Annotated in this window: 22 protein-coding genes; 15 read left to right on the top strand and 7 right to left on the bottom strand. The window is 65.6% G+C overall.

The genetic code is table 11. The features are described from left to right. Nucleotides 1-8: 8 nt before the first annotated feature. From E4M00_RS03035 to E4M00_RS03010, 6 genes are all read left to right on the top strand, one after another. Nucleotides 9-485 carry a hypothetical protein gene (locus tag E4M00_RS03035; RefSeq protein ID WP_135119007.1) on the top strand — a complete coding sequence of 159 codons (477 nt, stop codon included), beginning with the start codon at nt 9-11 and terminating at the stop codon, nt 483-485. A gap of 268 nt (nt 486-753) precedes the next feature. After that, complete coding sequence (locus tag E4M00_RS03025; RefSeq protein WP_135119005.1) at nt 754-2208, top strand: dihydrolipoyl dehydrogenase family protein; 1455 nt, start codon at nt 754-756, stop codon at nt 2206-2208. Then, on the top strand, nt 2201-2938 hold the full coding sequence (locus E4M00_RS03020) for an alpha/beta fold hydrolase (protein ID WP_135119004.1): 738 nt from the start codon (nt 2201-2203) through the stop codon (nt 2936-2938). Before E4M00_RS03025 ends, E4M00_RS03020 begins: the two co-directional genes overlap by 8 nt. Nucleotides 2939-3832: 894 nt before the next feature. Further along, entirely contained in the window at nt 3833-4240 is a 408-nt protein-coding gene (locus E4M00_RS17785; protein WP_167756799.1) for a hypothetical protein, read from the top strand. Between the two features lie 161 nt (nt 4241-4401). Continuing rightward, nucleotides 4402-5580: a low temperature requirement protein A gene (locus E4M00_RS17780; protein ID WP_167756798.1), complete on the top strand. Its 1179-nt coding sequence runs from the start codon at nt 4402-4404 to the stop codon at nt 5578-5580. A gap of 14 nt (nt 5581-5594) precedes the next feature. Continuing rightward, on the top strand, nt 5595-6254 hold the full coding sequence (locus E4M00_RS03010) for a Bax inhibitor-1/YccA family protein (RefSeq protein WP_135119002.1): 660 nt from the start codon (nt 5595-5597) through the stop codon (nt 6252-6254). A 15-nt stretch (nt 6255-6269) separates the two neighbouring features. On the opposite strand, the gene E4M00_RS03005 is transcribed toward E4M00_RS03010, so the two are convergent. The 6 genes from E4M00_RS03005 to E4M00_RS02980 all read right to left on the bottom strand — a co-directional run bounded on the left by E4M00_RS03005 (nt 6270) and on the right by E4M00_RS02980 (nt 15450). Further along, complete coding sequence (locus tag E4M00_RS03005; RefSeq protein ID WP_167756797.1) at nt 6270-9110, bottom strand: helix-turn-helix transcriptional regulator; 2841 nt, start codon at nt 9108-9110, stop codon at nt 6270-6272. A 30-nt stretch (nt 9111-9140) separates the two neighbouring features. Then, complete coding sequence (locus tag E4M00_RS03000; protein WP_275668150.1) at nt 9141-9578, bottom strand: nuclear transport factor 2 family protein; 438 nt, start codon at nt 9576-9578, stop codon at nt 9141-9143. Between the two features lie 8 nt (nt 9579-9586). Further along, nucleotides 9587-10363, bottom strand: a complete 777-nt coding sequence (locus tag E4M00_RS02995) for a VOC family protein (RefSeq protein WP_240036805.1) — start codon at nt 10361-10363, stop codon at nt 9587-9589. Nucleotides 10364-10536: 173 nt separating this feature from the next. Further along, entirely contained in the window at nt 10537-12171 is a 1635-nt protein-coding gene (locus E4M00_RS02990; RefSeq protein ID WP_135118999.1) for an ABC-F family ATP-binding cassette domain-containing protein, read from the bottom strand. A 556-nt stretch (nt 12172-12727) separates the two neighbouring features. Next, nucleotides 12728-14137, bottom strand: a complete 1410-nt coding sequence (locus E4M00_RS02985) for an aldehyde dehydrogenase family protein (protein WP_135118998.1) — start codon at nt 14135-14137, stop codon at nt 12728-12730. A 707-nt stretch (nt 14138-14844) separates the two neighbouring features. After that, nucleotides 14845-15450, bottom strand: a complete 606-nt coding sequence (locus E4M00_RS02980) for a GntR family transcriptional regulator (protein ID WP_338033184.1) — start codon at nt 15448-15450, stop codon at nt 14845-14847. 205 nt (nt 15451-15655) lie between these two features. On the opposite strand from E4M00_RS02980, the gene E4M00_RS02975 reads away from it, so the two are divergent. The 9 genes from E4M00_RS02975 to cls all read left to right on the top strand — a co-directional run bounded on the left by E4M00_RS02975 (nt 15656) and on the right by cls (nt 22997). Continuing rightward, nucleotides 15656-16360, top strand: a complete 705-nt coding sequence (locus tag E4M00_RS02975; RefSeq protein WP_135118997.1) for an alpha/beta fold hydrolase — start codon at nt 15656-15658, stop codon at nt 16358-16360. A 90-nt stretch (nt 16361-16450) separates the two neighbouring features. Then, the gene (locus tag E4M00_RS02970) at nt 16451-16873 is read left to right on the top strand and encodes a hypothetical protein (protein WP_135118996.1); all 423 of its coding nucleotides are present in this window, start codon (nt 16451-16453) and stop codon (nt 16871-16873) included. A 143-nt stretch (nt 16874-17016) separates the two neighbouring features. Further along, nucleotides 17017-17442: a VOC family protein gene (locus E4M00_RS02965; RefSeq protein WP_056165603.1), complete on the top strand. Its 426-nt coding sequence runs from the start codon at nt 17017-17019 to the stop codon at nt 17440-17442. Nucleotides 17443-17453: 11 nt separating this feature from the next. Then, nucleotides 17454-18095 carry a winged helix-turn-helix transcriptional regulator gene (locus E4M00_RS02960; protein ID WP_135118995.1) on the top strand — a complete coding sequence of 214 codons (642 nt, stop codon included), beginning with the start codon at nt 17454-17456 and terminating at the stop codon, nt 18093-18095. 59 nt (nt 18096-18154) lie between these two features. After that, a complete protein-coding gene (locus E4M00_RS02955; RefSeq protein ID WP_135118994.1) occupies nt 18155-18565 on the top strand; it encodes a TOBE domain-containing protein in 411 nt (136 codons plus the stop codon). 47 nt (nt 18566-18612) lie between these two features. Continuing rightward, a complete protein-coding gene (gene modA, locus E4M00_RS02950) occupies nt 18613-19413 on the top strand; it encodes a molybdate ABC transporter substrate-binding protein (RefSeq protein ID WP_135118993.1) in 801 nt (266 codons plus the stop codon). 5 nt (nt 19414-19418) lie between these two features. Then, nucleotides 19419-20240 (top strand): ABC transporter permease, encoded by an 822-nt coding sequence (locus E4M00_RS02945; RefSeq protein WP_135118992.1) that lies wholly within the window; start codon nt 19419-19421, stop codon nt 20238-20240. Then, nucleotides 20237-21319, top strand: coding sequence for a sulfate/molybdate ABC transporter ATP-binding protein (locus E4M00_RS02940; protein ID WP_135118991.1), 1083 nt, complete (start codon nt 20237-20239; stop codon nt 21317-21319). The genes E4M00_RS02945 and E4M00_RS02940 overlap by 4 nt, the downstream gene beginning before the upstream one ends. A 205-nt stretch (nt 21320-21524) precedes the next feature. Beyond that, nucleotides 21525-22997 carry a cardiolipin synthase gene (gene cls / locus E4M00_RS02935; protein WP_135118990.1) on the top strand — a complete coding sequence of 491 codons (1473 nt, stop codon included), beginning with the start codon at nt 21525-21527 and terminating at the stop codon, nt 22995-22997. On the opposite strand, the gene E4M00_RS02930 is transcribed toward cls, so the two are convergent. Beyond that, nucleotides 22892-24382, bottom strand: a complete 1491-nt coding sequence (locus E4M00_RS02930) for a serine/threonine-protein kinase (protein WP_135118989.1) — start codon at nt 24380-24382, stop codon at nt 22892-22894. The genes cls and E4M00_RS02930 overlap by 106 nt on opposite strands. Nucleotides 24383-24472: the final 90 nt, after the last annotated feature.

The following is a 24472-nucleotide window of genomic DNA, read 5'->3' as shown; positions in this document are numbered from 1 at the left end:
GCGACGACATGAACCTCATCGACCGCATCCTCGGACGTAAAGCAGACCTGGTACAAGAGCAGCCGCCGGAAGGCCCGACCCGCCAAGACGCGCTGGCGGTCCAGCAATACGAACGAATGCTGCGCACCGCCCCAACGTCCACCATCGAGCAGGTCCACATTGACGCCTTCGAAAAGCTCACCCCCGCCCAGCTGGACCTGCTGTTCGACCGCTTCACCGCAGCCGCACCTAGCAGGACCGAACGACCCGCCGACGCCCACCCGCGCAGCCTCGCACGCTCTGCAGCCCAAACGGAGGTGCGTAAGCCCGGCACGCTCAGACGCATACTCGGCGGCAACCCGGACAACCCCGGCGCGGACGCCTGGATGCAATCCTCACTCCTCTACACAATCGCCGAATACTCACTCGCGTCGGCTATCTGGGTCGATTGGGACGCCGGGAGCTCCGGCCTCGGTGGCTGGGGCGACCTGGGGGACTGGTGGTGAGGCGCGCGAACCTGCCGGAGCCACTCCCGGCACGCCCCGAAATCGATCCAAGAAGGATGACGGCGCCCAGAACGCAGATGACGAACCTGACCGAAGAACAAATCGGGGCGCTGCTTCAGAGCCTTCTCACCCACGCTGCCACCGCGCACGGCACGTACGAAGCCGAGCAACTCGCCGGCCGATACGACGAACAGTGGGCTGCGTGGTACGCCGACCACATGACTCATGGGCTCGCTGCAAGGGATTACACAATCGGAAAGGCTGACTCATGAGACACCTCCACGTGGACGTTGTCGTGATCGGTGGCGGCCCTGTCGGTGAGAACGTCGCCGACAGGGCCGTGCAAGGCGGGCTCGAGACCGTCATCGTTGAGCAAGACCTGGTCGGAGGAGAATGCTCCTACTGGGCGTGCATGCCGTCCAAGGCGCTTCTTCGTCCTGGCCAAGCGCTGCGCGCCGCCCAGGCGGTGCCCGGCGCCGCCGAAGCCGTCACGGGCACGTTGAACGTGCCCGAAGTGCTGCGGAGGCGTGACGCATTCGCCCACAACTGGTCCGACACCGGCCAAGTGCGGTGGCTTCAGGGTGCGGGCATCGGACTCGTTCGCGGCCGCGGACGCATAAGCGGAGAGCGCGAAGTGACCGTCACCGCCGACGGCGAAGCCGTGGTCATCAGCGCTCGTCATGCTATAGCGATCGCAACCGGATCCATCGCGAGCATGCCCGACATTCCAGGGCTCAGTGCCGCACGACCCTGGACGAGTAGAGAAGCAACAAGCACACACAGCATCCCCGCAAGCCTCGCCATCATCGGAGGTGGCGTGATCGCCACCGAAATAGCGACAGCGTATTCATCCCTCGGGGCAGATGTGACGATCATCGCGCGAGGCAACCTCCTAGAAAGTCTCGAACCCTTCGTCGGCGATCGCGTCGCGGAATCGCTGCGCTCCAGCGGCGTCCGCGTTCAGACCGGTACGGGCACCATCCGGCTGGACCGCACCGCGGACGGTGTCGTGATCGAAACCACCAGGGGCACCGTCACCGCCGCCGAGGTTCTCATCGCTACCGGCCGAGCGCCTGCGACCCACGACCTCGGCCTCGAAACTGTCGGCCTTTCACCCGGTCACTGGCTCGCCACCGACGACACCTTGCGGGTCCCTGGATACGACTGGCTCTATGCAGTCGGGGATGTCAACGGTCGGGCGCTCCTGACCCACCAGGGCAAATACCAAGCACGAGCTGCGGGAGATGTGATCGCCGCACGCGCCAAGGGGCTGCTGATCTCCGACACGGCATGGGGAACGCATGTCGCAACCGCCGACCACGTTGCCGTGCCTCAGGTCGTGTTCACCGACCCGGAGATCGCCGCAGTCGGTCTAACCGCTGACCAAGCTCGAGCAGCAGGCATGGAGATTCGCGTCCTCGACTACAACCTGGGTTTCGTCGCGGGCGCCAGCCTCTCCCGAGACGACTACAACGGCACCGCTCGAATGATCGTCGACACCAAACACAACGTCGTGGTCGGCGCCACCTTCGTGGGGCCAGACGTCGCCGAACTCTTGCACGCAGCCACCACTGCGATCGTCGCCCAAGTTCCGATCGACCGGCTGTGGCATGTTGTCCCCGCCTACCCAACCATCAGTGAGATCTGGCTGCGTCTGCTGGAGCAATACGGCCGACCTGCCGCCCGATCCGTAGCGAGCAGAGAAGAGATGACCCATGCCTGAGACCATCACCGTTGTCCTCGTGCATGGCGCCTTCGCCGAGTCCGCGAGCTGGAATGGTGTGCTCACACACTTGCACAGCACCGGGATCGCCGCCGTTGCAGCGCCGAACCACTTGCGCAGCGTGACCACCGACGCTGAGAACGTGCGGCGCATTGTGGATTCGCTCGGAGGGCCGGTGCTTTTGGTCGGCCACTCCTACGGAGGAACGGTCATCACCGAGGCGGCCGCCGACGACCGCAACGTCAAGGGCCTCGTGTTCGTGGCCGGTTTCGCACCCGATCACGGCGAGACATCTCTGGGTCTGACGAACAAGTTCCCCGGCAGCACCCTCGGCGACACAATTCGTGCTATTCCGCTCGACGACGGCACGAACGATCTCGTCGTCGACAGAGATCTCTTCCCGGAACAGTTCGCCGCCGACATTCCACCGGCGGAGGCTCAGATCGCTGCCATCACGCAACGCCCGATCCGCGACTTCGCCCTGAATGAGCCGCAACCAGCGCCGCACGCATCTTGGAAGACCCTGCCGACCTGGTTCATCTACGGGTCGGCAGACAAAAACATCCCGCCGGCAGGCTTACGGTTCATGGCTGAGCGCGCCGGGTCGTTGAGCACCGTCGAAATCGGCGGAGCATCCCATTCCGTCATGGTCTCCCACCCGGACGCAGTGGCGAGCCTCATCGCCGCCGCGGTGACACACCTCACCGGACCGGTTTCAGGCGAGTTCTGACACAAGAGGTCTCACTGATGCTCGCGGCAGTGCCGCCGAGCTGGCGTGCAACGGCGGCCGGCGTGGAGGTTGGCGCGGTGTGGATTGTCGCCGCTCGCGCCGTTCCCCGCGCAGCCGTATCGCCACGCCGACAAACTCTGGCCGATTTCTGCACAGCATCTCGCGTGGCCGAGTGATGGCCGGTGACAGACCCTGGAGCGGACGCTGGACCAGTGCGCGCACCGGGGTATCACCCGGGTTCGACGGCGGTGGCTGCCGAGAGACGCTAAGTGGGCGCTACCACAGGCAGAGACCAAGTGGACGGTCCCATGCTCCGCTCGGTCGGCGGCAAATGAGTCCAGCTTCGCGGATCCAAACGCGGCGCAGAAGAGAGAAGACCATGCGACGGTTTGATCGCATCCTGAGCACGAGGTCGCATCGTTCGGTTGAACCCCGGAAGGGAACCGTGCCACTCGAGGACGCCCGCGCGGTCGATGAGTACGAGTCCATGCTGCGAGAAAGCAGGAGTCCAACAATCGAACGCGCCCACGTGGAGGCGTTCGAGAAACTCACCACCGCTCAACTTGACGAGCTGTACCGGCGATACGTGTCAGCGACCGAATCATCCGAAGCGCGCCCAAGTGGCCGGAAGAGCTCAGGCATCCTCGCTCGAATGCTCCGTGGAGTCGTCACCGGCCTGTCGTGGTGGGGGGCTGCAGCCGGCGCCCATGCATTCGTTTTCTCACCCTACGGAACCCCGTCGGTCCTGTGGGACATGTGGCGCGCTCCGGATGGCTCACTCGGGGAGCCGGGACGTCCATCACCGTAACCCCATTGAGCCAACACCAACCCACACAACTGTCCGGAGGCCCGGGTCGGGGAGCGGCAGCAATACGAGCGCAAGGAGCGAAAACAATGAGCCTTCTCGACTGGATTCTGGGGCGAAAGAGAGACCTCCCCGTGGAGTCGATACCGGACGGAGTTGCCCGTGCCGACGCCGTGGCGGTGGACCGTTACGAACGGATGCTCCGCTTCGCGCCGTCATCGACCATCGAAGCTTACGGAGTGGAGGCGTTCGCGAAGCTGACCCCGGCGCAGTTGGACATTCTCTTCGAACGATTCGCCGCGGCAGCCGAGAACGACTCCGACCCGCCGACGGACAGCCGCCCGCGGAACCTCAACCGGTCAGCCGCTCAGTCCGACGCGCTCGATCCGAGCGCGATCGACCGTGGGCGGGCAAGAGAGAACGCCAACGACCGAAAAGTGCAGGGTCGCATCGAGACGATCAACGGCCACCCAAGGCAAGCATGGCCAGTCTCGTGAAACGGCGCACAAGTCACCCTGGCCCGGAAGGCGCAGGGCTGAGCACGCCTGCAGGGATGAGCTCGTCGGGGCAATGTGAAGACTCGCCAAGGCCGACTGGATACAGCGAGCCGCAACCTCGAAGCGTCAACAATGCAACGGCCCGCTACGACAGAACGACGATGTTCGAGGTCTTCTTCGATCTTGTGTTCGTCTTCGCCCTCACCCGCGTGATCGATCTCATGGAAGAGGACCCGGGCGTCGAATCCCTGGCCCACGGACTGCTGATATTGGTTCTGTTGTGGTGGGTGTGGACCGCCTTCATCTGGCTGGGCAACCGTGTCAGGCTCGACTGCGGCCACTACCTCGTCGGCATGCTGGTCGTGATGACGGCAATCTTTGTCGCTGCTCTGGTGATACCCGTGGGATGGGATCCGCGTGAAGACGCGCCGAATCCCGCGATCATCCTGGCGCTCGCATTCACGGTGGTCCGATGCAGCTACCTGGTGATGTTCATCAGGGCGTCTCGGGAGGACGACCGGCTGCGCACCCAGATTCTGATCGACTCGGTCATTCAGGTGCTTTCCACTGCGCTCCTCCTCGTGGGTGCCGCACTCGGAGGGAGCATCCAGACGATCCTCTGGGCGAGCGCCTTCCTCATCGACTTCGGCATCGGAAGGCTCGTGTCGCGGTACAACGGATGGCGGGTCGGCAGGCCAGGACACTTCGTCGAACGACACGCCCTCGTCCTCCTCATCGCGCTCGGAGAGACCCTGCTCTCAGCGGGGACCAAAATCAGCGCAGCAACCTCGAACGCGCTCACTTTGAGTGCAGCAGTGCTTGCGTTTCTACTCGTCGTCGGTTTGTGGTGGTGCTATTTCGGAGGGCTCTCGGATGCGGCGGAGCGCGTGCTCTCCCAGGCGACACCTTCGCAACGGCCCGCGTTAGCGCGCGACGCCTACACCTTGTCGAACTTTCCGTTGATCTGCGGAGTCGTGTTCGCAGCCTTGGGTATCAGCTTGATTGTCGACGAGATCGCCGTTGAGCCACTGCGACCAGCTCAGCCGGTTGCCGTCGTCGCACTCGCTGGCGGTGTGGCTGTCTACCTGGTCGGCATCCAGCTATTCCGACGAAGCGCGCTAGGAACGTGGGCACGCTCTCCAATACTCGGCGCACTGGCCAGCTTCATCGCTGGTGCTGCGACGACGGCAATTCCAGCAGCCGCAACATTAGGTCTCGTCACCGCAATCGCCCTCGTGACGGCAGCTTTCAACAACCGGTCGATTACTGCATCGAAAGTTCAGCTTCTCAGCCACACGGCTACGACGACCGACAACGCACTCGCTCCCCACCAAGATTGAAAGGACGGTTCACCATGACCAACCCACAAACCCGCTCCGAGTCACCAAGTCTTGCCCACGATCGAACGCGATCGGTTTTCGCACAGACGATGGGGTTCGTGGCCCTCACCGCGGCGCTGTTCGCCGGTGGCGCGTACCTCGGGCAGAACCTGACAGGCGGTGTCGGCATTCTGGCGTTCATCGCCTCGTTGGCTTGCCTGATCGGGATGCAATTCAGTACGCAAAAAGCCAACATGCGCACAACCGTCGCTCTGCTTGCCGCCTTCGGTCTGACTCTCGGGTTGGCTGTGGCTCCCACTCTGGCCGACTACGCGCGGGCCGATCCGACCGCCCTATGGCAGGCGGGCTGGGCCACAGCCCTCTTGATCGCCGGATTCGGCATCGCAGGCTGGAACACTCGCGTGGACCTCACTGCGCTCGCCCGGGTGCTCTCATGGGCACTGCTGGGGCTGATCGTCTTCGGAATCGTCGTCCTCTTCTTCGCCATCCCGGGTGGCTCGATCATCTACTCCGTCGTCGGGCTGGTCATCTTCGCGGGCTACACACTGTTCGACTTCCAACGTCTCAGGCGCTCATCGGACGTCGAGTCGGCTCCGCTCCTCGCCGCATCGATCTTCTTGGACATCCTGAATGTCTTCCTCCTGTTCGTCGGGCTGTTCTCGCGCGACAAGTAAGAGAGGCAACGACATTCACGCGCCCGGGAGAGGCGCCTCCCTCAGCGCGCTCGCCAACTGCCGGCGTGAGGTGATGCCCATTTTGGTGAACACCTTCCGCAGGTGCCATTCCACGGTTCGGGGGCTGAGATACAGCTGCGCGCCGATCTCGGGGTTTGTGCTTCCGCCGGCGGCCAGCAGAACGATCTGACGCTCCTGGGCTGTCAGCTCGTCAGCAGCTCCGGGCGTTCTCTTCGGCACGACCTCTCCGGTGGCCGCCAGCTCCCGTCCTGCTCGATCCGCCAGCGCGTGTGCGCCCATCTCAATGAACATGGCGTGGGCCAGTCGCAGCTGCTCTCTCGCGTCCACGCGTCGATTCTGGCGTCGTAACCACTCGCCGAACAAGACGCGGGCGTGCCCGAGTCGCGTCTGCACGCGTGTTCGGGTCAATCGCTCCAGCGCCTCCCGGTAGAGCGTCTCAGCAGCATCATCTTCGGCGAGAAGAGCGGCCGAGAGTGCCGCTTCGCCGCACGCCCAGTCTGTGCCAGAAGCCTGCGCAAGCTCCTTCAAGCGCTTGAGGGGTGCATATGCGCGTTCCGTCTCTCCGGAGCGGACAGCCGCCTCGATGTGCTGTGGCAACGCCCAACCCGCTACCCCGATATCAAACGGGTGCCCGGCCGCCGCGTCCATCGCGGAGAGGGCCTCCGAGTACCGGCCGAGCGAGTTGAACAAGAATGCGTCCAGCCATGCCGCAGCGATGAACCATTGCCCTTCGCCGCTATCGAGGATCTCGCCTTGCAGCTGCTTTGTGAGGTCGGACTTCGCTTCAGCGTCGCCTCTGAAGGCGGCGATCCACCACCCTCGTGTCATCGAAGCAGGGGCGGAAGTCGCGGCGATAACCAGCCGGCCGTCACCGACCTGCGCCTCCGCGTCACTGATCCGTCCGCTCAGGAGAAGTATTGACGTGCGCTCAGCGGTCGCCAGTGGAAGGAACGAGAAGACGCCTTCGCGACGGCCGAGCCGCATGAACTCCTGACTGAGTCTCTCGTGGGCCTCATCGTCCAGGAGGATGCGGGCGATCAGACAGGCAAGCGGCATCCAGCGCGGAGCTCTGTCGGTCGAACTCAGGTCGGTGCCGAGACCGCGTCCGGGTTCGCGAGGGTAGACGGAGTTCGTCTCTCCCTGATGGTGGAGCTGTGCGAGCAGCTTGTCGAGCGCATCGCGAAGATCCGGTGCCGCCCGTGTGTATCCCTCGGTGACCAGCAGTCCAAGTCCGCGGAGGCCGGCTGCGGTGGACTGCGACCAGGAATCCGCCAAATCGATGTGCTGTCGGTTCAAGATCGCTTCCGCGACATCCTCGATGCCGATCCCTGCCGCGAAGGTGCCGGCGCTCAGCGCGGCAATGAAAGCGTCGACATAGGTCGCCAGAGCCGCCTCGCTGTCGTGTGCTTCGAGGCTGCGCGCAGCAGCCAAGAGAAGTGAAGGCGCCTCCCGGCCCCGTGTGGTGTTGTAGATCACATGAGCTCGGACCAGCTGGGTGCGGGCGCGCTCATGGTCGTCCAGCAGGCGTGAATCTGCCAGTTCGAGCAGGCGCAGGGCGTCGTGCATCGCACCGGCACGGAACGCGTCCTCGGCTGCCATGAGCGCCCGACGGGATCGCAGCTGCGGTTCGGGAGTCAGTTCTGCTCCCCGGGCTTGAAAGATCGAGGCCGCAGTCAATCCACCGCGACTCTGCGCCCGTTCAGCTGAGCGAATCAGGTCCGCCGCGACGTCTTCATCGAAGCCGATGGTGGCTTCACCGCGATGCCACGCACGCCGATCGGGATCAGCAGCGGGGTCCGTCGCCTCAGCCAGTGCGCGGTGTGCTGCCCGACGTTCCTCGAGCGAGCCGGACCTGGCCGCGGCCGAACGCATCAGCGGGTGCCGGAACCTCAGCTTCGCACCGAGCTCAACCAAGCCTCCTTCGAGTGCGGGGATGATCGCATCGGGGTTGAGCTTGAGGGAGCTGCCTGCCGTCATCACCAGGTCCGGGTCGCCGACCGGCTCCACCGCGGCGACCAGCAGGATGAGCCGGGTATCCGCGGGGAGTGCCGCGATTCGGCGCACGAAGCTGTTCTCGATGCGGCTTGTCAGCGCCGGACGTGTGGAGAGTCCGTATCCGCCCGCGATCTCGACGAGATTCATTCCTCGATGTAGTTCGATCAGTGCAAGCGGATTGCCGCGGGACTCCCCGATGACGCGCTCCCTCACCGCCGCGTCCATGGGCCCCGTGACCATCTGGTAGAGCAGAACGCGCGCGTCCGCATCATCCAACGGGCCGACGATGAGGTCCTCGATGCCGAAGAAGTCCTCAGGGACGGGTTCCCGCACGGCGAAGACGAGCCCGATCGACTCCGCAACCAATCGACGTGCAACGAACGCGAGCACGCTGGCCGATGCCTGATCCAGCCAATGCGCGTCATCGACCAGGCATAACAGCGGCTTCGACTCGGCCGCGATCGCAAGCAGACTCAAAACGGCCAGACCCACAAGAAAGCGGTCGGGCGCTTCCCCAGAACGCAAACCGAAAGCGACACTCAGAGCCTCAGCTTGTGGTGGCGGCAGCGCGTCGAGACCCTGCAGAACAGGAGCGCACAAACTCTGCAGTCCTGCATACGGGAGCTCCATCTCGGATTCCATTCCCGTTGCCCGCAGCACCTCGCATCCGCTGGCCCTGTCGGCCGCCCAGGCGAGAATGGCGCTCTTACCAACGCCCGCGTCCGCTCTGATAACGAGCGCACGGCTCTGGCCACCTCGCAGACTCGCGATCACTCGTTCGATCGCGTCGCACTCGCGGCTACGCCCGACGAGTGTCAGACGCGGTTCGATATGCGCCATGGGCGCCATGGTACCTCCTGTATTCGCCGATCACGTAGGCAATATCCTCGCCTCGAGAATCGGATGCGTAAGGTCAACGGAGCGGATTAACCACCTCCCAGAGTGTTGCTCATAGGTCTGGTGCAGTTCGGCGATCCCGTGTAGTCCACCCCGCTTTCCGGACGGTGGCACGAAATATTCCACTGCCCAGATGCCCTCCGCACGGGTGGCCGAGAGCACGGTGAGTTCCTCGCAGCCCGCTCGGACGGTCAACTGACCGGATCCCAGACGTGCGTTGATCACATGGCCAATCTCAGAGCCGAAGGCGAAGCAATCCAATGCACCGTTGACACCGTAGACACGCAACTGGGCGTTTTCGGTAAAGCGACCATTGAACTCGTCCCATGCGCGTCGGGCGGCAGAACGGCAGAGGCGTGCCTGCAACATCCGGAGAGATTCAATCGCGATGAGCCTTTCGAGTGGTGCCACATCAGCTGTCACTCCGGCACCTCTTGACCGGCCGCGGCACGCACCATGTACTCGGCGTACCACTCGGGCCAGTTCGCGTCCTCATGGCCGATGCGCGCTTCATGTACACCGTGCGCGGCAGCAGCTGCACGGAGTGCAACAGCAAGTTCCTCCGGTGAATCGAACCGGGTCTGCACGATGCGACCAGGGATGCGCGTGGTGACCTCCTGCACAATCCACTCGTTCCCGTCGGGGTCCTGGAACGAGATGAAGGAACCGTACGAGCGTCGTTGTGGTGCTGGCCCCGGCTCGCGAGCTGTCACTCCAGCATGGTGGAATACGCCGGTGGTGTCGTGGAAGATCTCGCTCACCTCGACGCCTCTTGCGACGAGTTCAGTCCGGGCCGTCTCAATGTCGGAGACGACCAATTGGAGTCCGCGAGCCGACCCCGCCGCAGCGTCGGTGACTCCTGATCCGAAGATGATCGAGGTCGGCGACCCGGGGGGAGTGAGCTCGACGACCCGATAGCCCGCTGAGACCGGCAGGTCGACATCCAACGTCCAGCCCAGATCTTCGTAGAAGGCCTTGGCACGATCAACGTCGGAGACCGGGAGAACGACGACTTCCAGCTTCATGACAACCCGTGCGGCCTCCGCTGCGCCCGTTCTCTTCGAATCCGTCTCAGTATTCATTGGACAATCCCTTCGCATCAGGTGATGCCTCAACACTGTCGCGTTGAGAGACGCGTGGCGCCCGTCAGAGTCCCTAGGCCATACACGGGGATCGAGACGTGCGTCAGCGCTCACTTGGGATGCGACCCGTCATGTGGACTTCAGCAGTCTGGAGAACCATCGGGGGCAGCGCATTGGCGACGGTCAGAGATTTGGTCTCGAGTTGTGTCAGCGCTGTCGCTGCGACAAGCCCCGGGACCGTGGCTGTGCTCCACGGTCCCGGCGCTACGCGTCTTGTATGGACTCGGTCAGGCGGCACCGGCACCGGCACCGGCACCGGCACCGGCCGCGATCTCATCCAGGCGACCGGCGGCGTCGAGCGTGAGCATCACGGTGAGACCGAGTCGCGCGAGGAACCGGTCGTCGTGGCTGATGAGGACGAGGGCACCTTGGTAGCTGTTCAGTGCGTCGACGAGCTGGTGGACGCTCACGACATCCAAGTTGTTCGTAGGTTCGTCCAGCACGAGCAACTGGGCCGGTGGATCAGCAAGCAGCAGACGTGCGAGGCAGATACGGAAGCGTTCGCCGCCGGAGAGCGTCGATACGGGTCGATTGACGTTGTCGCCCTTGATGAGCAGGCGCCCCAGTTGGTTGCGTATCTGCGCATCACTGATCCCAGGTGCGACCAGACGGATATTCTCCAGCGCAGTCGCGCCTTCGTCGAGGCCGTCCAAGCGCTGGCTGAGGTAGCCGACACGGTCTGTGTGAAGGGTCGCGGACGCGCGGCCCGGCTCCGCCGAACGCAGGCCGAGAAGGGTCTCGATGAGGGTGGTCTTCCCGACTCCATTTGGGCCCACCAGAGCGATGCGTTCTGGGCCTTGGATGGCGAACGAGCGGTTGACGCCGCGGAGTTCGGCGATACGCCTGCTCGCCGGAACCTGCGGGTCAGGGAGGTTGAGACTGATGCGCTGGTCAGGTCGCACACGCGCGGCCGCTGCCGCCTTCGCGTCGCGTGCAGCGTCCAGCCGGTCATCGAGACCTGAACGGAGCTTGCCCGCCGAGTTCTCCGCGCGTGAAGCCAGTCCGTTCATCAAGATCTTGGACCCGCGCTTGTTCTCGTTCGCCGTTTTGGCCGAACGGGCACGCTTGGCGAGCTTGCTTTCGGCTTCGTCGCGCTGGCGTCGTTCGGCTTTCACCGCGTTCTCTGCCGCCTGACTGGCCAGCACGGCCGCGGCCTGCTGCCGATCCAGGTTCTCTTTCCACTCCGTGTATGGGCCGCCGAAGACAGTGAGGTGGCCGTCGTACAACTCGGCCGTTTGATCCATCAGATCGAGGAGATCGAGATCGTGGCTGACGACTACGAGCGTGCCGGGCCACGTCTCGAGCATGTCAGCCAGCATCGCTTTTCCGGCTCGATCGAGGTTGTTGCTCGGTTCGTCGAGCAGTGTGATCGGCAATCGCCGAACCCGAAGCCCGGTGATCGCGATGAGCATCACTTCGCCCCCAGAAAGCTCGCTCACGCTCCGGTCGAGATCATGGGCGGAGAAGCCGACCCGGCGAAGCTGCTCGTCGGCCCGTGATTCGATGTCCCAGTCGTCGCCGATCGTGTCGAAATGACGTTCATCGACGTCCCCACTCTCAACCGCCCTGATCGCCGCAACGATCGGCGCGATACCAAGAAGATCGGCCATCGTGGTCGAGTCGTGCCAAGTCAGCGACTGCGAAAGGTAGCCGACCTCACCAGTCGCGCTGAACGCTCCGGACGTCGGGACGATTTCTCCGGCGATAAGCCTCAGGAGGGTGGATTTACCGGCGCCGTTAGATCCGACGAGACCGGTTCGCCCGGCGGTGAAACTCCCCGTGATGCCTGCGATCGCTGGCACCCCATCCGGCCAGGTGAACGAGAGATTCGACAGCACGATGGCTGCGTTGTTGGATGACATGACTACCCTTTGCTTGCGTGCGCTCAACCGCAATGGCGGGAGCGAAAACGATCAGAAACCAGCCGCCAATGGCGGCCACGCGGCAGCACAGACAACGGCGCCGCTCAAAAGGAGCAAGGCGCAGAGATGTCGCGGAGCCGCCACCGAGAGTTCGGTGGCTAGGCTTTGTCGATTTCTAGGGTAAGCACGAAGGGATGCTACCAGTTACTCCCTGAGTGTGAACTGTCCACGTCGAGACCGCTTCGCCCGTTCGGCGGCGGTGTCCGTCGGGGATAGGTGCAAGGCGTAAGCGGAGAGGATTCTGGACACTCCAAAACGGTTCTGAGAGGCGGGATTGTCCACCCAGATACCTCGTCCAAGAGATGCGTTGCGTCGAGGGCAACGGTTGCGCAGCGGGTGCGGACGATGCGCGGTGCCAAAGTAATGCTGCTGCCGGATCGCACCAGACCAGAGAGGGAAACGGGATCGGCGTGAACGGCACCCCGTGGACCAGGCAGGAAGGAGCTCGCTGATTGCAGCGCGACGGCGGAGGATCGGCGACCCGCAAGGCCCACATTCAGCTGTTGATCACCTGCGGAAGCGCGACCGACTTGAGCCCTGCCACGCCGCACGCGAGGCCGTACCCGGAACCCTTCACCCCGCCGAACGGGATCATCGGATGCACCCCGCCGTGCGAGTTGATCCACACCGTTCCCGCCTGGATGCGCGCCGCAACGGAACGGGCAGCACTCGTATCGGCCGACCAGACCGAGGCACCGAGCCCGACGTCGAGCCCATTCGCCAGGGCGATGGCTTCGTCGAGATCGGTGTAGCGCACGATCGGCAGGGCCGGTCCGAACTGCTCTTCGATCACCAGCGGATTCTGCGGGTCGATGTCGGCAACGAGAGTTGTCGGGTAAAAGTTGCCGACAGCCCCGCGATCAGGGTCTCCTCCCACCAGCACCCGTCCGCCTCCAACCTTCGCCGCCTCCACCAGGCGGTCGACCACGTTCCACTGCATGCGGTTCTGCAGCGGTCCGAGCACGTTCGCCTCGTCAAGCCCGATCCCCATCGGCGTGGCGGCGGCGACCGCGACGAGGGCGTCACAGACCGCGTCGTAGACGTCGGCGTGCACATAGAGCCTCTTCAGGGCTGCGCAGGTCTGGCCGGTGTTGATGAAGGCGCCCCAGAAGAGGTCGTGAGCGATGGCCTGCGGATCGACGTCGGGCAGCACGATGCCGGCGTCGTTGCCACCGAGCTCGAGGGTGAGCCGGGTGATGTTGCCCGCCGAAGCCTCGATGATGCGACGACCGGTTCCCGTCGATCCGGTGAACATGATCTTTCCGAACGCTGGATGGGTCGACAATGCGGCTCCCACGTCTCCCGCGCCCGCGACTACGCCGAGGACGCCAGCGGGGAGCACCTCGTTCATCACGGAAACCAAGGCCAGACCGCTGAGGGTGGTGTACTCCGAGGGCTTGGCCACCACAGCGTTGCCCATCCGCAACGCAGGGGCGATCTGCCCGATCGCGATCATCATCGGAAAGTTCCACGGCGAGATGACACCAATCAGGCCTATCGGGCGGTAATGCAGTTCCGCGTAGCTCTCGCCATCGTCGATGACGACCTCGACCGGCAGCGACATCGCGGCCGTGGCGCGCAGCCACGCGGAGCAGGCTCCCACCTCGACGCGTGCGTTGGGGCCGTTCAGGGGCTTTCCCTGCTCGCGCGAGAGTAGTTCGGCCAGAGCCTCGGACGAGGCGTCGATCGCATCGGCGACCCGGCAGAGGACGACGCCGCGCTCCTCGTGGCTGAGGGCGGCCCACGCGGGCTGGGCCGCGACAGCGCGCTCGATGGCGGCCTCGAGTTCGGCAACGCCCTGTTGCGGGGCGGAACCGATGAGCCCGCCCGTCGCGGGGTCGAGCACCGTCCGCGCGGGTCCCGTCGTGGACGTGACGTGCTCCAACAGCGTCCGATAGGTTTTCATCGATCCTCCTCGGGATTGCACGTCCAAGCCTCACAGCTGCGGAGCGTTTGACCCGGCGCGCACACCCCGCAGGACCCCGACCCAGACCATTCGCGCCTCTGTCTCATGGGCCGATCATCCCACCAAGACGATTGCGGTGGGCAAGGGTATGAGCCCCGTTTTCGGCGCCAAGAACACCATCGCCACTGCGGCATCCGCGGCGCTGCAAGTGGCGCTCGCGCTCCTATGGCTCTTGATAGTTCGGGACGACTGGGTGCGAGAACAGGCGAATCAATACTCGGATCGGTTGTTCGCAGTCGCGGCGGCAGCAGCTCTGAAGCGGAAGAAGACGACGTCCCGGTGAAAGCCGCGCCGCCTACTTCGCCACCCTGGACGGTCTTGCCCACTTAACGGCTGAAGTAAGCCGGCTGAAGACAGCCGCGGTGCCCTGTCGTGGACCGGTGCCGGCGCAGAACCACATGCGCCATGTGATCCTAACGCCTCGTGCCATGGTGCAACTTCCGCGCGATTCCGGCCAATTCCAGTGACTCGGCAGGCTGCGCGGAGGAAAAAAATGAGTATGGCGAGGGGAAAAGATTCCAAGCCTCTTCCTCCTCGGCCTACTCCACGGCCAACACGGACGCGCCGCCATGGCCATGGAAAGGCCCTCGCATGCGAGGGCCTTTCCTGCTTCTGGCCGTGATCTCGGTGCGAGCCAGTTGGGCGAGCTATTTCTCGTCGGCGCCATCCTCAGCGGGAAGGCTGTGCCAGATATCGAACGCGACCGCCGCTGCTCGCTCCGCGTCTCCTGACTCGAGTAGATCGATCAGTTGTTCGTGAGCCTCCCCGGAGGTGCTGCCGTCGCCGCTGAAGCGAGTCCGTTCCGCTCGGCGCACCAGCGGACCGAAATGCTCGATCACTGATGCCAGGGCGCCGTTGCCGAGCGCGGCCACCGGGATGTTGTGCAGTTCTTCATCGGCATCCAGAGCGGCTGCGACGTCGCCTGCCTTCGTTGCCTCGACGAACCGCCTGTTCGCCTCCCGCATCCGCTTCACGTCGTCGTCGAGAAGCCGCCCGGCCATCTCGCGCACCGCCAGCGAGTGCATCGCCGCTATCACGTCGCGTGCATCTCGAACGGCCGCAGCGTTGATGGCGCTCACGGTCGTCGACCGGCCCGGCAGTGCAACGACCAGTCCACTGTTGCCAAGACGCAGCAGGGCCTCCCGGATGGGCGTGCGGCTCACCCCGAGCCAGGCGGCCAGTTCACCATCCTTCAACTGCTCGCCCGGCGTGAAAGTTCCATCGACGATCGCATCACGGAGTCGTCTGTACACGTCGTCTCGCAGAAGCGAGCGACCCACTCCGGCGGTGTCAGATGGGATTGGCATGCAATATGTTGCGCACACCGCGGCCTCCCAAGCAAATTGCGGACGCTTGGAATAGCGCATGGTATGCAATATGTTACACATCACAAGGCGAAATGCGCTGATGAAGCAGCCTCGACCGCGATCGGGCGGGAGGCCGGACAAGGAGGACATGATGACCCAGGACGGAATCGAGAATGTTGTGCTCGTTCACGGAGCTTTCGCGGACGGGTCAGGCTGGCGAGGGGTCTACGACAACCTGACGAACCGCGGGTACAAGGTGACGATCGTGCAGAATCCGCTCACGTCATTCGACGACGACGTGGCCGCGACCAACCGGGTCCTCGACAAGCTCGATGGACCTGCCATCCTGGTCGGACACTCCTGGGGTGGCACGGTCATCAGCGAGGCCGGCTCGCATAAGAATGTGGCCGGCTTGGTCTATGTGGCCGCCCTCATCCCCGACACGGGCGAGACGTCGGGGCAGCAGTACGAGGGGTTCGCTGCCACGCCGGACTTCGTCATCAACATCGGTGACGACGGGTTCGGTGTCCTCGATCAGGAGAAGTTCAAGGTCGGCTTCGCCGCCGACGCCAGTGATGCCGACGCCGAGTTCCTGCGTGATTCGCAAGTTCCGGTGAACATGTCCGTCTTCGGGGTCGCCGTCACGAGGGCGGCATGGCACGACAAGCCCAGCTGGGCCGTGATCGCCACCGAGGACAAGGCCTTCGACCAGGCGATGCTCCAGCACATGGCGCAGCGCTCAGGCGCGAAGATCACCACCACGCCGGGTAGCCACGCGGTGTACCTGACCCAAGCCGGGGTCGTCTCCGACGTCATCGACGATGCCGCCGAGAGCGCCCTCAGTGTCGAAGGCTGACGATCGTCATCTGGGCCGGCTCGCGTACGTGGCGCAAGTCGGCCCTATGGCGCCGGAGAGTCACCGCATGTCGCCGATTGCGCTGAGCAGGTGAAGATTCCCCCGTGGGTCGTCGTCATCGCCGCGTCGTCACTCCTGCTTGCCGGATGCACGACCGCCCCGTCGTGGCAGTCGGAGTTGAACACCGCACTCAGGGAGTCGGACGGCACCGTCGCGCTGTCCAGCCTGAGTGAGATCGAGGGATCGACCTTCTTGGTCGTCTGCCCCTACGAGTCGGTCGGGTCCATCTCTGATCGCCTGGGCTTCACGTGGGCCGGCGCTCCCGACTATTCGAACCGTGATGATCGACAGACCGTCGCCGTTGTCGGCGATGGTGAGGTCACCTCCCACGCGGAGATCCCGCGCGACGAGGTCGACTTCTGTTCGGACACGGAATGGAAAGTCCTGCCCTTGGACACGTCCTTGACGGTCACGAGGTCCGCTGACGCCATCCTTGTGAGGCCGCCGAGCTGAACATGCCGATAGCCCGAATGCCTGCGATCGGGCTATCGGCGGCCCGGAGTGGCGATGGGCCGGGACGATCTCTTGACGAATCACTTGTTTTTTGCAAGTGTTGGTTTCTGTTCCCACACGGGACCTTGACAAGGGAGTCCACCATGACCGCGATGTTTGTCAACCTGCCGGTGACCGACCTGGAGCGTTCGAAGGCGTTCTACTCGGCGGTCGGCTTCACCCTCAATCCGGCGATGTCGGATCACAACGGTGCCTGCTTCGTGGTCGAAGACGGCCACAGCTACGTCATGGTCCTGACTCGCGACTACTTCCAGACCTTCACCGATCTCCCGATCGGCGACCCTGCCGCGAATCCGTCGGTATCGACGGCGATCTTCCTCGACAGTCGCAACGCTGTCGACGAGACTCTCGCAGTCGGCATCGCCGCGGGGGGCGTGGAGCCGCACGACGCCACCGACTTCGGCTTCATGTACCAGCGCCAGCTCAACGACCCCGACGGCAACATCCTCGAGTTCGGATGGTTCGACCCGGCCGCCGCCCAGGGCGCCGAGGCCGCCGCGAACGCGTAGGTCCGAGGCCCATGGCTGCACGCGACTACGGCCAGTACGGCGGCCTCTCCCAAGCCCTCGAGCTGGTCGGCGAACGCTGGGCGCTGCTCATCGTGCGCGACCTCCTCGTCGGGCCGCGCCGCTACGGCGAACTCGCAGCAGGGCTCGCGCGCATCCCGACCAACATCCTCGCTGCGAGACTCAAGGAGTTGCAGGCTGCCGGCGTCATCCGCCGAGCACCCCGCTCGCGGATCATCGTCTACGAGTTGACCCCGTATGGGCGCGAGCTCGAACCCGTCGTGCTTGCTCTGGGAGCCTGGGGCTACAAGGCGCTGAGTGACCCGCGGGACGAACAGGTCATCACCCCAGACTCGATGACGATGGATCTGCGCACGGCCTTCCGACCACAGGTGGCGGATACTCTGCCGCCGACCGCGTATGCGGCACGCTTCAGTCAGACCGAGCTGCTCATCCGAGTGGACGGCTCGAATCTCGACGTGACGCGCGGCGATGGGCCGGCTGATCTCGCCTTCGTCACTGACTCCGGCATCCGTCGCCTCATCTCAGGCGAGATGGCCGCGGACCTCGCCATCGCGTCCGGCGTCGTCGAGGTGGTGCGTGGGCGCGTCGCCCTCCTCGACCGCTTCGCGACTACGTTTCATCTGGCGGCTTGATCTCGGCATCGGGACAACTAGCGCTCTAATTCCGCGTTCGCGGATATAGAGTTGCTCTCATGTCGCAGATTCGGATCAAGGATGCCGCCAGCTTTCTCGGCGTCAGTGATGACACCGTGCGCCGCTGGATCGACAACGGGCTGCTGGAGAGCACGAAGGATGCCTCGGGCCGGAGCGTCGTCGATGGCCTGACACTCGCGCACCTCGCACGCAGGAACGCCGTGCTGCCGGCCGACCCCTCGGAGATCGGTCGGTCGGCGCGCAACCACCTCGTGGGTCTCGTGACCGAGATCACGATGGACAAGGTCATGGCCCAGGTCGAACTTCAGTGCGGTCCGCATCGCATCGTCTCGCTGATGAGCAGCGAGGCCGTGCGCGACCTCGGCCTCGAGTTGGGCTCCGTCGCCATCGCCGTCGTGAAGGCCACCACGGTCATCATCGAGACCCCGGCCGGGAAGGCCCACGAGTGAGCGTCCGCAACCGCACGAACGAAAGTAGCCGCAACCGCAGGCGTTCCGTGGGCGTCCTGGCCATCGCCGCCGTGGCCGCCGTGGCAGCCGTCGCGCTCGCCGCCTGCTCGAGCCCGACCGCCGAGGAGCCTGGGGCGACCAGCGCGTCGTCGACAGCGGCATCCGGCCTCGAGGGCTCCATCACGGTCTTCGCCGCGGCGTCCCTCAAGTCGACCTTCACCGAGTTGGCTGCCGAGTTCGAGACGGCCAACCCCGACGCGACCATCGCGCTGAACTTCGCCGGCTCGTCCGACCTCGTCACCCAGATCACGGAGGGCGCGCCCGTCGACGTCTTCGCCTCGGCCGACGAGAAGAACATGGCCGAACTCACCGACGGCGGGCTGGTCGACGCCGATGCACCCGTCGACTTCGCGACGAACGTGCTGCAGATCGCCGTGCCGCCGACGAACCCCGCCGGCATCGCCACCTTCGCCGACTTGGCGAAGCCCGAGGTGAAGACCGTCGTCTGCGCACCCCAGGTGCCCTGCGGATCGGCCGCAGTCACCGTCGAGCAGGCCACGGGCGTCACGCTCGCACCAGTGAGCGAGGAGTCGTCGGTGACGGATGTGCTCGGCAAGGTCACCTCAGGCGAGGCCGATGCCGGGCTCGTCTACGTGACCGACGTGATCGCCGCCGGCGACGCCGTGACGGGCATCCCCTTCCCCGAATCGAGCGAGGCGGTCAACACCTACCCGATCGCCGTGGTGAAGGCGTCGAAGTCCGCCGACGTCGCGCAGGCCTTCGTCGACTACGTCAGCGGCGACGTCGGCCGGTACGTGCTCGAGTCCGCCGGATTCGGGAAGCCCTAGCCCTCATGCCTGGACGACGCAGCAGTTCCTACGCCGGCATCCCCGGCTGGGTCGTGATCGTGGCCGTCATCGGTGCGGCGTTCGTGGTGCTGCCGTTGGCCGCCATGATCCTGCGCGTGAACTGGGCCGAGTTCATCCCGCTGATCACCTCGGAGTCCTCTGTCGCCGCTCTGCTGCTGAGCCTGCGCACCTCGGTGGCGGCTACGGCGCTCTGCATCGTGCTCGGCATTCCGATGGCCGTCGTCCTCGCCCGGGCCGAGTTCTGGGGCCAGAAGGTGCTGCGTTCCCTCGTGCTGCTGCCTCTCGTGCTGCCGCCGGTCGTCGGCGGCATCGCCCTGCTCTACACTTTCGGTCGGCGGGGCCTCCTCGGCCAGTCGTTCGAGATGCTCGGCGTCACGATCGCGTTCTCCACGACGGCCGTCGTGCTCGCCCAGACCTTCGTCGCCCTGCCGTTCCTGGTGCTGAGCCTCGAGGGCGCACTCCGCACCGTGGGCACGCGCTACGAAGCCGTCGGAGCAACGCTCGGCGCCCGCCCCACCACGGTGCTCCGCCGCATCACCATGCCCTTGGTGCTCCCGGCGCTCATCTCCGGCGCCGTGCTCTCCTTCGCGAGGGCGCTGGGAGAGTTCGGCGCCACCCTCACCTTCGCGGGCAGCCTGCAGGGCGTGACGCGCACCCTTCCCCTCGAGATCTACCTGCAACGCGAGACCGATCCGGATGCCGCCGTCGCCCTGTCGCTCGTTCTGGTGATCGTCGCGGTGGTCGTCGTGGGCCTCGCCCATCAGGCTGGGGAGTTCACCGGATTCCGACGAGGGGCGAGCTCGTGACCTTCACCTTCGCCGCAACGCTCGCCGAGCGCGGCTTCGACGTCGAGCTCACGATCGCGGAGGGGGAGACCGTCGCGCTGCTCGGGCCGAACGGCGCAGGCAAGTCCACCCTGCTGAACCTCATCGCCGGACTCATCAGGCCGGACTCCGGGCGGGCGGTGCTCGATGACAGGGTGCTGTTCGACGTGCCCGCCGACGCACAGGGCGCCAGAGCGGCGAGCAACGCCATCCGGAGCCGATGGATGCCGCCGCACGCGCGCGGCGTCTCCCTGCTCGCGCAGGACGCCCTGCTGTTCCCGCACCTCACCGTGCTCGACAACGTCGCCTTCGGTCCGCGCAGCGCTGGAGTCCACCGCGCCGAAGCCGATGCCCGAGCGCACGGCTGGCTGCGCAGGGTCGATGCCGCCGAGCTGAGCGCGCGCAAGCCGGGCCAGCTGTCGGGCGGCCAGGGCCAGCGCATCGCCGTCGCACGAGCACTGGCATCCGATCCCGGCCTCCTGCTTCTCGACGAGCCGTTGGCCGCTCTCGACGTCTCGGTCGCGCCCGCCATCCGTCGCATGCTGCGCGACGTCCTCGCCGATCGCACCGCCGTCATCGTCACCCACGACGTGCTCGATGCCTTCACGCTCGCCGACCGCGTCGTCGTGCTCGAGGCCGGCCGCATCGTCGACATCGGTCCCACGCGTCAGGTGCTCGACAGGCCGTCGACCCAGTTCGCCGCCGGGCTCGCCGCCTTGAACCTGCTCCTGGGAACAGCATCCGCCTACGGCATTCGAACGGATGCCGGCAGCCACGTCGCCGTGCCCGTCGGCCAGTCGCTCCCCGAGGGTGCCCGCGTCGGCGTCGCGATCCGGCCGGCTCTCGTCTCCGTCAGTGCCACCGAGCCGTTCGACCCCGCCCTCAACATCCTGCCCGGCGTGATCATCGACCTCGAGACGAGGGGTGACCTCATCCGCGTGCGCACAGACCACCTGGCCGCCGACGTAACACCTGGCGTCGTCGCCGATCTCGATCTGAGCTCCGGCGCGAGGGTGTGGCTCGCGTTCAGGCCCACGGATGCCGTCGCCTACCTTCTCTGAGGCCGGACACCGACCGCGACGCGGGCCGAATTCTTCGCCGCGACACGCGTGCCGACTGCCATACTCGTTTCCACCATCCCGACTGCGGCGACGAAGCCCGTGAGGCGGGCCGACACCAGGGAGATGGACGCATGCTCCACGCCAGTGCACCGGGATCGTCGAAGGCTGCGCCTCCTGCCAGCCACCACAGCCATGGACGCACGCGATGAACGGTGAGCTCGCATCCGTCATCGGCTGGGTGCTGGTCATCCTCGACTTCGCCATCCGCATCGCGGCCCTCATCATCGTGCCGCGCGATCGCAAGCCGACGGCGGCCATGGCCTGGCTCCTGGCCATCTTCCTCATCCCGTTCGTCGGCATCATCCTCTTCCTCGTCATCGGCAACTCGAAGCTGCCGAAGAAGCGCCGCGCCAAGCAGGACGAGCTCGATCGCATGATCGCTGACCGTGCGAAGTCCATCGATCTCGTCGACGACCGCTCGACGTGGCCGGACTGGTTTGCCTCGCTCGTGCGGCAGAACCAACAACTCGGCGCCCTCCCCGCCGTCGGCGGCAACTCCGCGACACTCATCGGCGACTACACGACCTCGATCGATGCGATGGCGGCTGAGATCGACACGGCCACGCGTTTCGTGCACGTGGAGTTCTTCATCGTCTCCTTCGACGCCACGACGAAGGGATTCTTCGCCGCGATGGAGCGAGCGGTCCAGCGTGGCGTCACTGTGCGACTCCTCGCCGACTACGTGGCCTCGAAGAAGGCCGTGGCCAGCACGGAGACCTTCGCGGAACTCGACCGCATCGGAGTGACGTGGAGTTGGATGCTGCCGGTGCGCCCTCTGAAGGGCGAGTACCAGCGGCCCGATCTCCGCAACCACCGCAAGCTCGTCGTCGTCGACGGCCTGGTGGGCTTCATGGGCTCGCAGAACCTCATCGACCGGAGTTACAACACTCCGAAGAACCTGAAGCGCGGACTGCAGTGGCAGGAGCTGATGACCCGCGTCACGGGCCCGATCGTCGCCGCGACGAACGCCGTGTTCATCTCCGACTGGTACCTGGAGACGGATGAACTCCTCGGCGACGACGCGAACGTGCGTGCCGTCGACATCCCGGCCGACACGTCGGCGGATGCCGTGGTGTGCCAGGTCGTGCCCAGCGGGCCGGGCTATGCGGGTGAGAACAACCTCCGCCAGTTCCTCACCCTGGTCACGTCCGCGCAGCGGAAGGTCATCATCACGAGCCCGTACTTCGTGCCGGACGAGGCGATGATGTACGCCATCACCTCGGCGTGCGAGCGTGGCCTCGACGTGCAGCTGTTCGTCTCCGAGATCGGCGACCAGGGTTCGGTCTGGCACGCGCAGCGGTCCTATTACGGCCCGTTGCTGCGGGCGGGCGTTCAGATCTGGCTGTACCCGGCGCCGTACATCCTGCACTCCAAGCACCTCTCGATCGACGAGGACGTCGCCGTCATCGGCTCGAGCAACATGGACATCCGCTCGTTCGCCCTCAACTCCGAGGTGACGCTGCTGGTGCGCGGCCTCCCGTTCGTCGATCAGATGCGCGCCGTCGAGCAGGGTTACCGCGACGCCGGTCGCCGGCTCACCCTCGAGGAGTGGGAGAAGGAGCCGGCATCCGCCACCTTCCTCGATGGCGTGGCCAGGCTTACTTCAGCCCTGCAGTAGAACGGATGCCGCCGGTCCGCCGCCGCGAGCACTGAGACGTGGTCCGGCAGGCAGTCGGGCTGCTTCTTGCCGTTGCCCTTGTCGTCCTTGTCCTTCTTGTCCTTTTCGGGTCCGGGTCCGGGGCCGGGGCCGGGGTTGCCGTTCCCGTTCCCCTTGCCTGGATTACCGGTCTCCGGCTCCGTCGGCTCCTCGACCACCGGGTCGACGGTCGCGGGCGGCTGCGGGGCATCGGTGGTCGGAACCGGCGAGGGTTCGGATGTGGCGGCAGGCGTGTCCGCAGGCTCCTTCGGCGAGCCGGCACCTGACGCGATGAAGACGGTGCCTGCTACGACGGCACCAGCCAGCACGACGACGCCCGCAGCCACAGCCAGACCTCGGCGCGGGCGTTCGACCGCCGGAGAGGCCGCGACCGGCACCGGAGACGGCGAAGCCAGGTCGACCGTGGCCGCGGTGGCCGGTGGCAGCAATCGCGTGGGCGCGGGCATCGCGGCCGTCGCTTCAGTGCCGTCGGCACCGTTCTGGGCGGCGACGGAGCTCCAGCCGTCGAGTGCCGGCGCATCCTTACGGGCCTTGATCGCGACGTCCATCGCCGAGGGGCGCAGACTCGGGTCCCGCGACGTCATCTGCGTCAACAGGCTCGCCCACTCCACCGGGAGGCCGTCGGGAATGGCAGGGTCGCGTGCGGCCCGCGCACTCATCGCCTCGATGACGGTTCCCGAATACACGCGAACACCCGTCAGGCACTCCAGAAGGAGCAGGCCAAGGGCGTAGATGTCGGACTGCGGTCCGGGGTCGGCTCCCGCTGCCTGCTCGGGGCTGAGGTAGGCGGCCGTGCCGATGACGGTGCCCGCTGTCGTGACCCTGTCGGCTCCGACGAGGTGGGCGATGCCGAAGTCCGTGAGCCGAGCGTGGTACTTGGGCGAGGGGAGGCCCGTCGGCGCGAGCAGGATGTTGGCGGGTTTCAGATCGCGGTGCACGATGCCCTGGGCGTGGACGACAGCGAGCGCCTCGGCGATCTCCGCAGCCAGCAGAGCCGTGGCCGGGCCCGAGAGCGGCCCGGCATCGAGCACAGCGCGAAGATCGGGGCCCTCGACCAGCTCCATGACGATGTAGCTCGGGTCCTCCGAGTCGGCCGGGGCGAGTTGAGCGTCATGGAGGGCGACGAGGTTCGGGTGATTCACGCGAGCCAGCAGATCGACCTCGGCGCGTCGGCGGGCATCGTCGAGTGCGGTGCCGGGAGCGAAGAACTTCACGGCGACGAAGCGCCCGAGATTCCTGTCGCGAGCGCGATAGACGGTGGCCATGCCCCCGCGACCGACGACATCCGTCAGTTCGTACCGATCAGCGAGGACCTGGCCGATGCGTTGATGGTCGCCGGCGCTCATTCCACCGACCCTAAGCGCAGTGGTCGCCCGATCCAACCCGAGACCACGTCGACTACCCGTGAGTTGGCTCACAGCGTTCCCGGTTCGCTA

The organism is Orlajensenia leifsoniae (assembly GCF_004570845.1).
Classification (GTDB): Bacteria; Actinomycetota; Actinomycetes; order Actinomycetales; family Microbacteriaceae; genus Orlajensenia; species Orlajensenia leifsoniae.
Note: the sequence above shows the minus strand (reverse complement) of the source record. Positions and strands in the feature narration are given on the sequence as shown.

Coding starts and splice junctions, on each gene's coding strand:
- E4M00_RS03035 (WP_135119007.1), top strand. CDS start 9: ATGAACCTCATCGACCGCATCCTCGGACGTAAAGCAGACCTGGTACAA.
- E4M00_RS03025 (WP_135119005.1), top strand. CDS start 754: ATGAGACACCTCCACGTGGACGTTGTCGTGATCGGTGGCGGCCCTGTC.
- E4M00_RS03020 (WP_135119004.1), top strand. CDS start 2,201: ATGCCTGAGACCATCACCGTTGTCCTCGTGCATGGCGCCTTCGCCGAG.
- E4M00_RS17785 (WP_167756799.1), top strand. CDS start 3,833: ATGAGCCTTCTCGACTGGATTCTGGGGCGAAAGAGAGACCTCCCCGTG.
- E4M00_RS17780 (WP_167756798.1), top strand. CDS start 4,402: ATGTTCGAGGTCTTCTTCGATCTTGTGTTCGTCTTCGCCCTCACCCGC.
- E4M00_RS03010 (WP_135119002.1), top strand. CDS start 5,595: ATGACCAACCCACAAACCCGCTCCGAGTCACCAAGTCTTGCCCACGAT.
- E4M00_RS03005 (WP_167756797.1), bottom strand. CDS start 9,110: ATGGCGCATATCGAACCGCGTCTGACACTCGTCGGGCGTAGCCGCGAG.
- E4M00_RS02990 (WP_135118999.1), bottom strand. CDS start 12,171: ATGTCATCCAACAACGCAGCCATCGTGCTGTCGAATCTCTCGTTCACC.
- E4M00_RS02985 (WP_135118998.1), bottom strand. CDS start 14,137: ATGAAAACCTATCGGACGCTGTTGGAGCACGTCACGTCCACGACGGGA.
- E4M00_RS02975 (WP_135118997.1), top strand. CDS start 15,656: ATGACCCAGGACGGAATCGAGAATGTTGTGCTCGTTCACGGAGCTTTC.
- E4M00_RS02965 (WP_056165603.1), top strand. CDS start 17,017: ATGACCGCGATGTTTGTCAACCTGCCGGTGACCGACCTGGAGCGTTCG.
- E4M00_RS02960 (WP_135118995.1), top strand. CDS start 17,454: ATGGCTGCACGCGACTACGGCCAGTACGGCGGCCTCTCCCAAGCCCTC.
- E4M00_RS02955 (WP_135118994.1), top strand. CDS start 18,155: ATGTCGCAGATTCGGATCAAGGATGCCGCCAGCTTTCTCGGCGTCAGT.
- E4M00_RS02945 (WP_135118992.1), top strand. CDS start 19,419: ATGCCTGGACGACGCAGCAGTTCCTACGCCGGCATCCCCGGCTGGGTC.
- cls (WP_135118990.1), top strand. CDS start 21,525: ATGAACGGTGAGCTCGCATCCGTCATCGGCTGGGTGCTGGTCATCCTC.
- E4M00_RS02930 (WP_135118989.1), bottom strand. CDS start 24,382: ATGAGCGCCGGCGACCATCAACGCATCGGCCAGGTCCTCGCTGATCGG.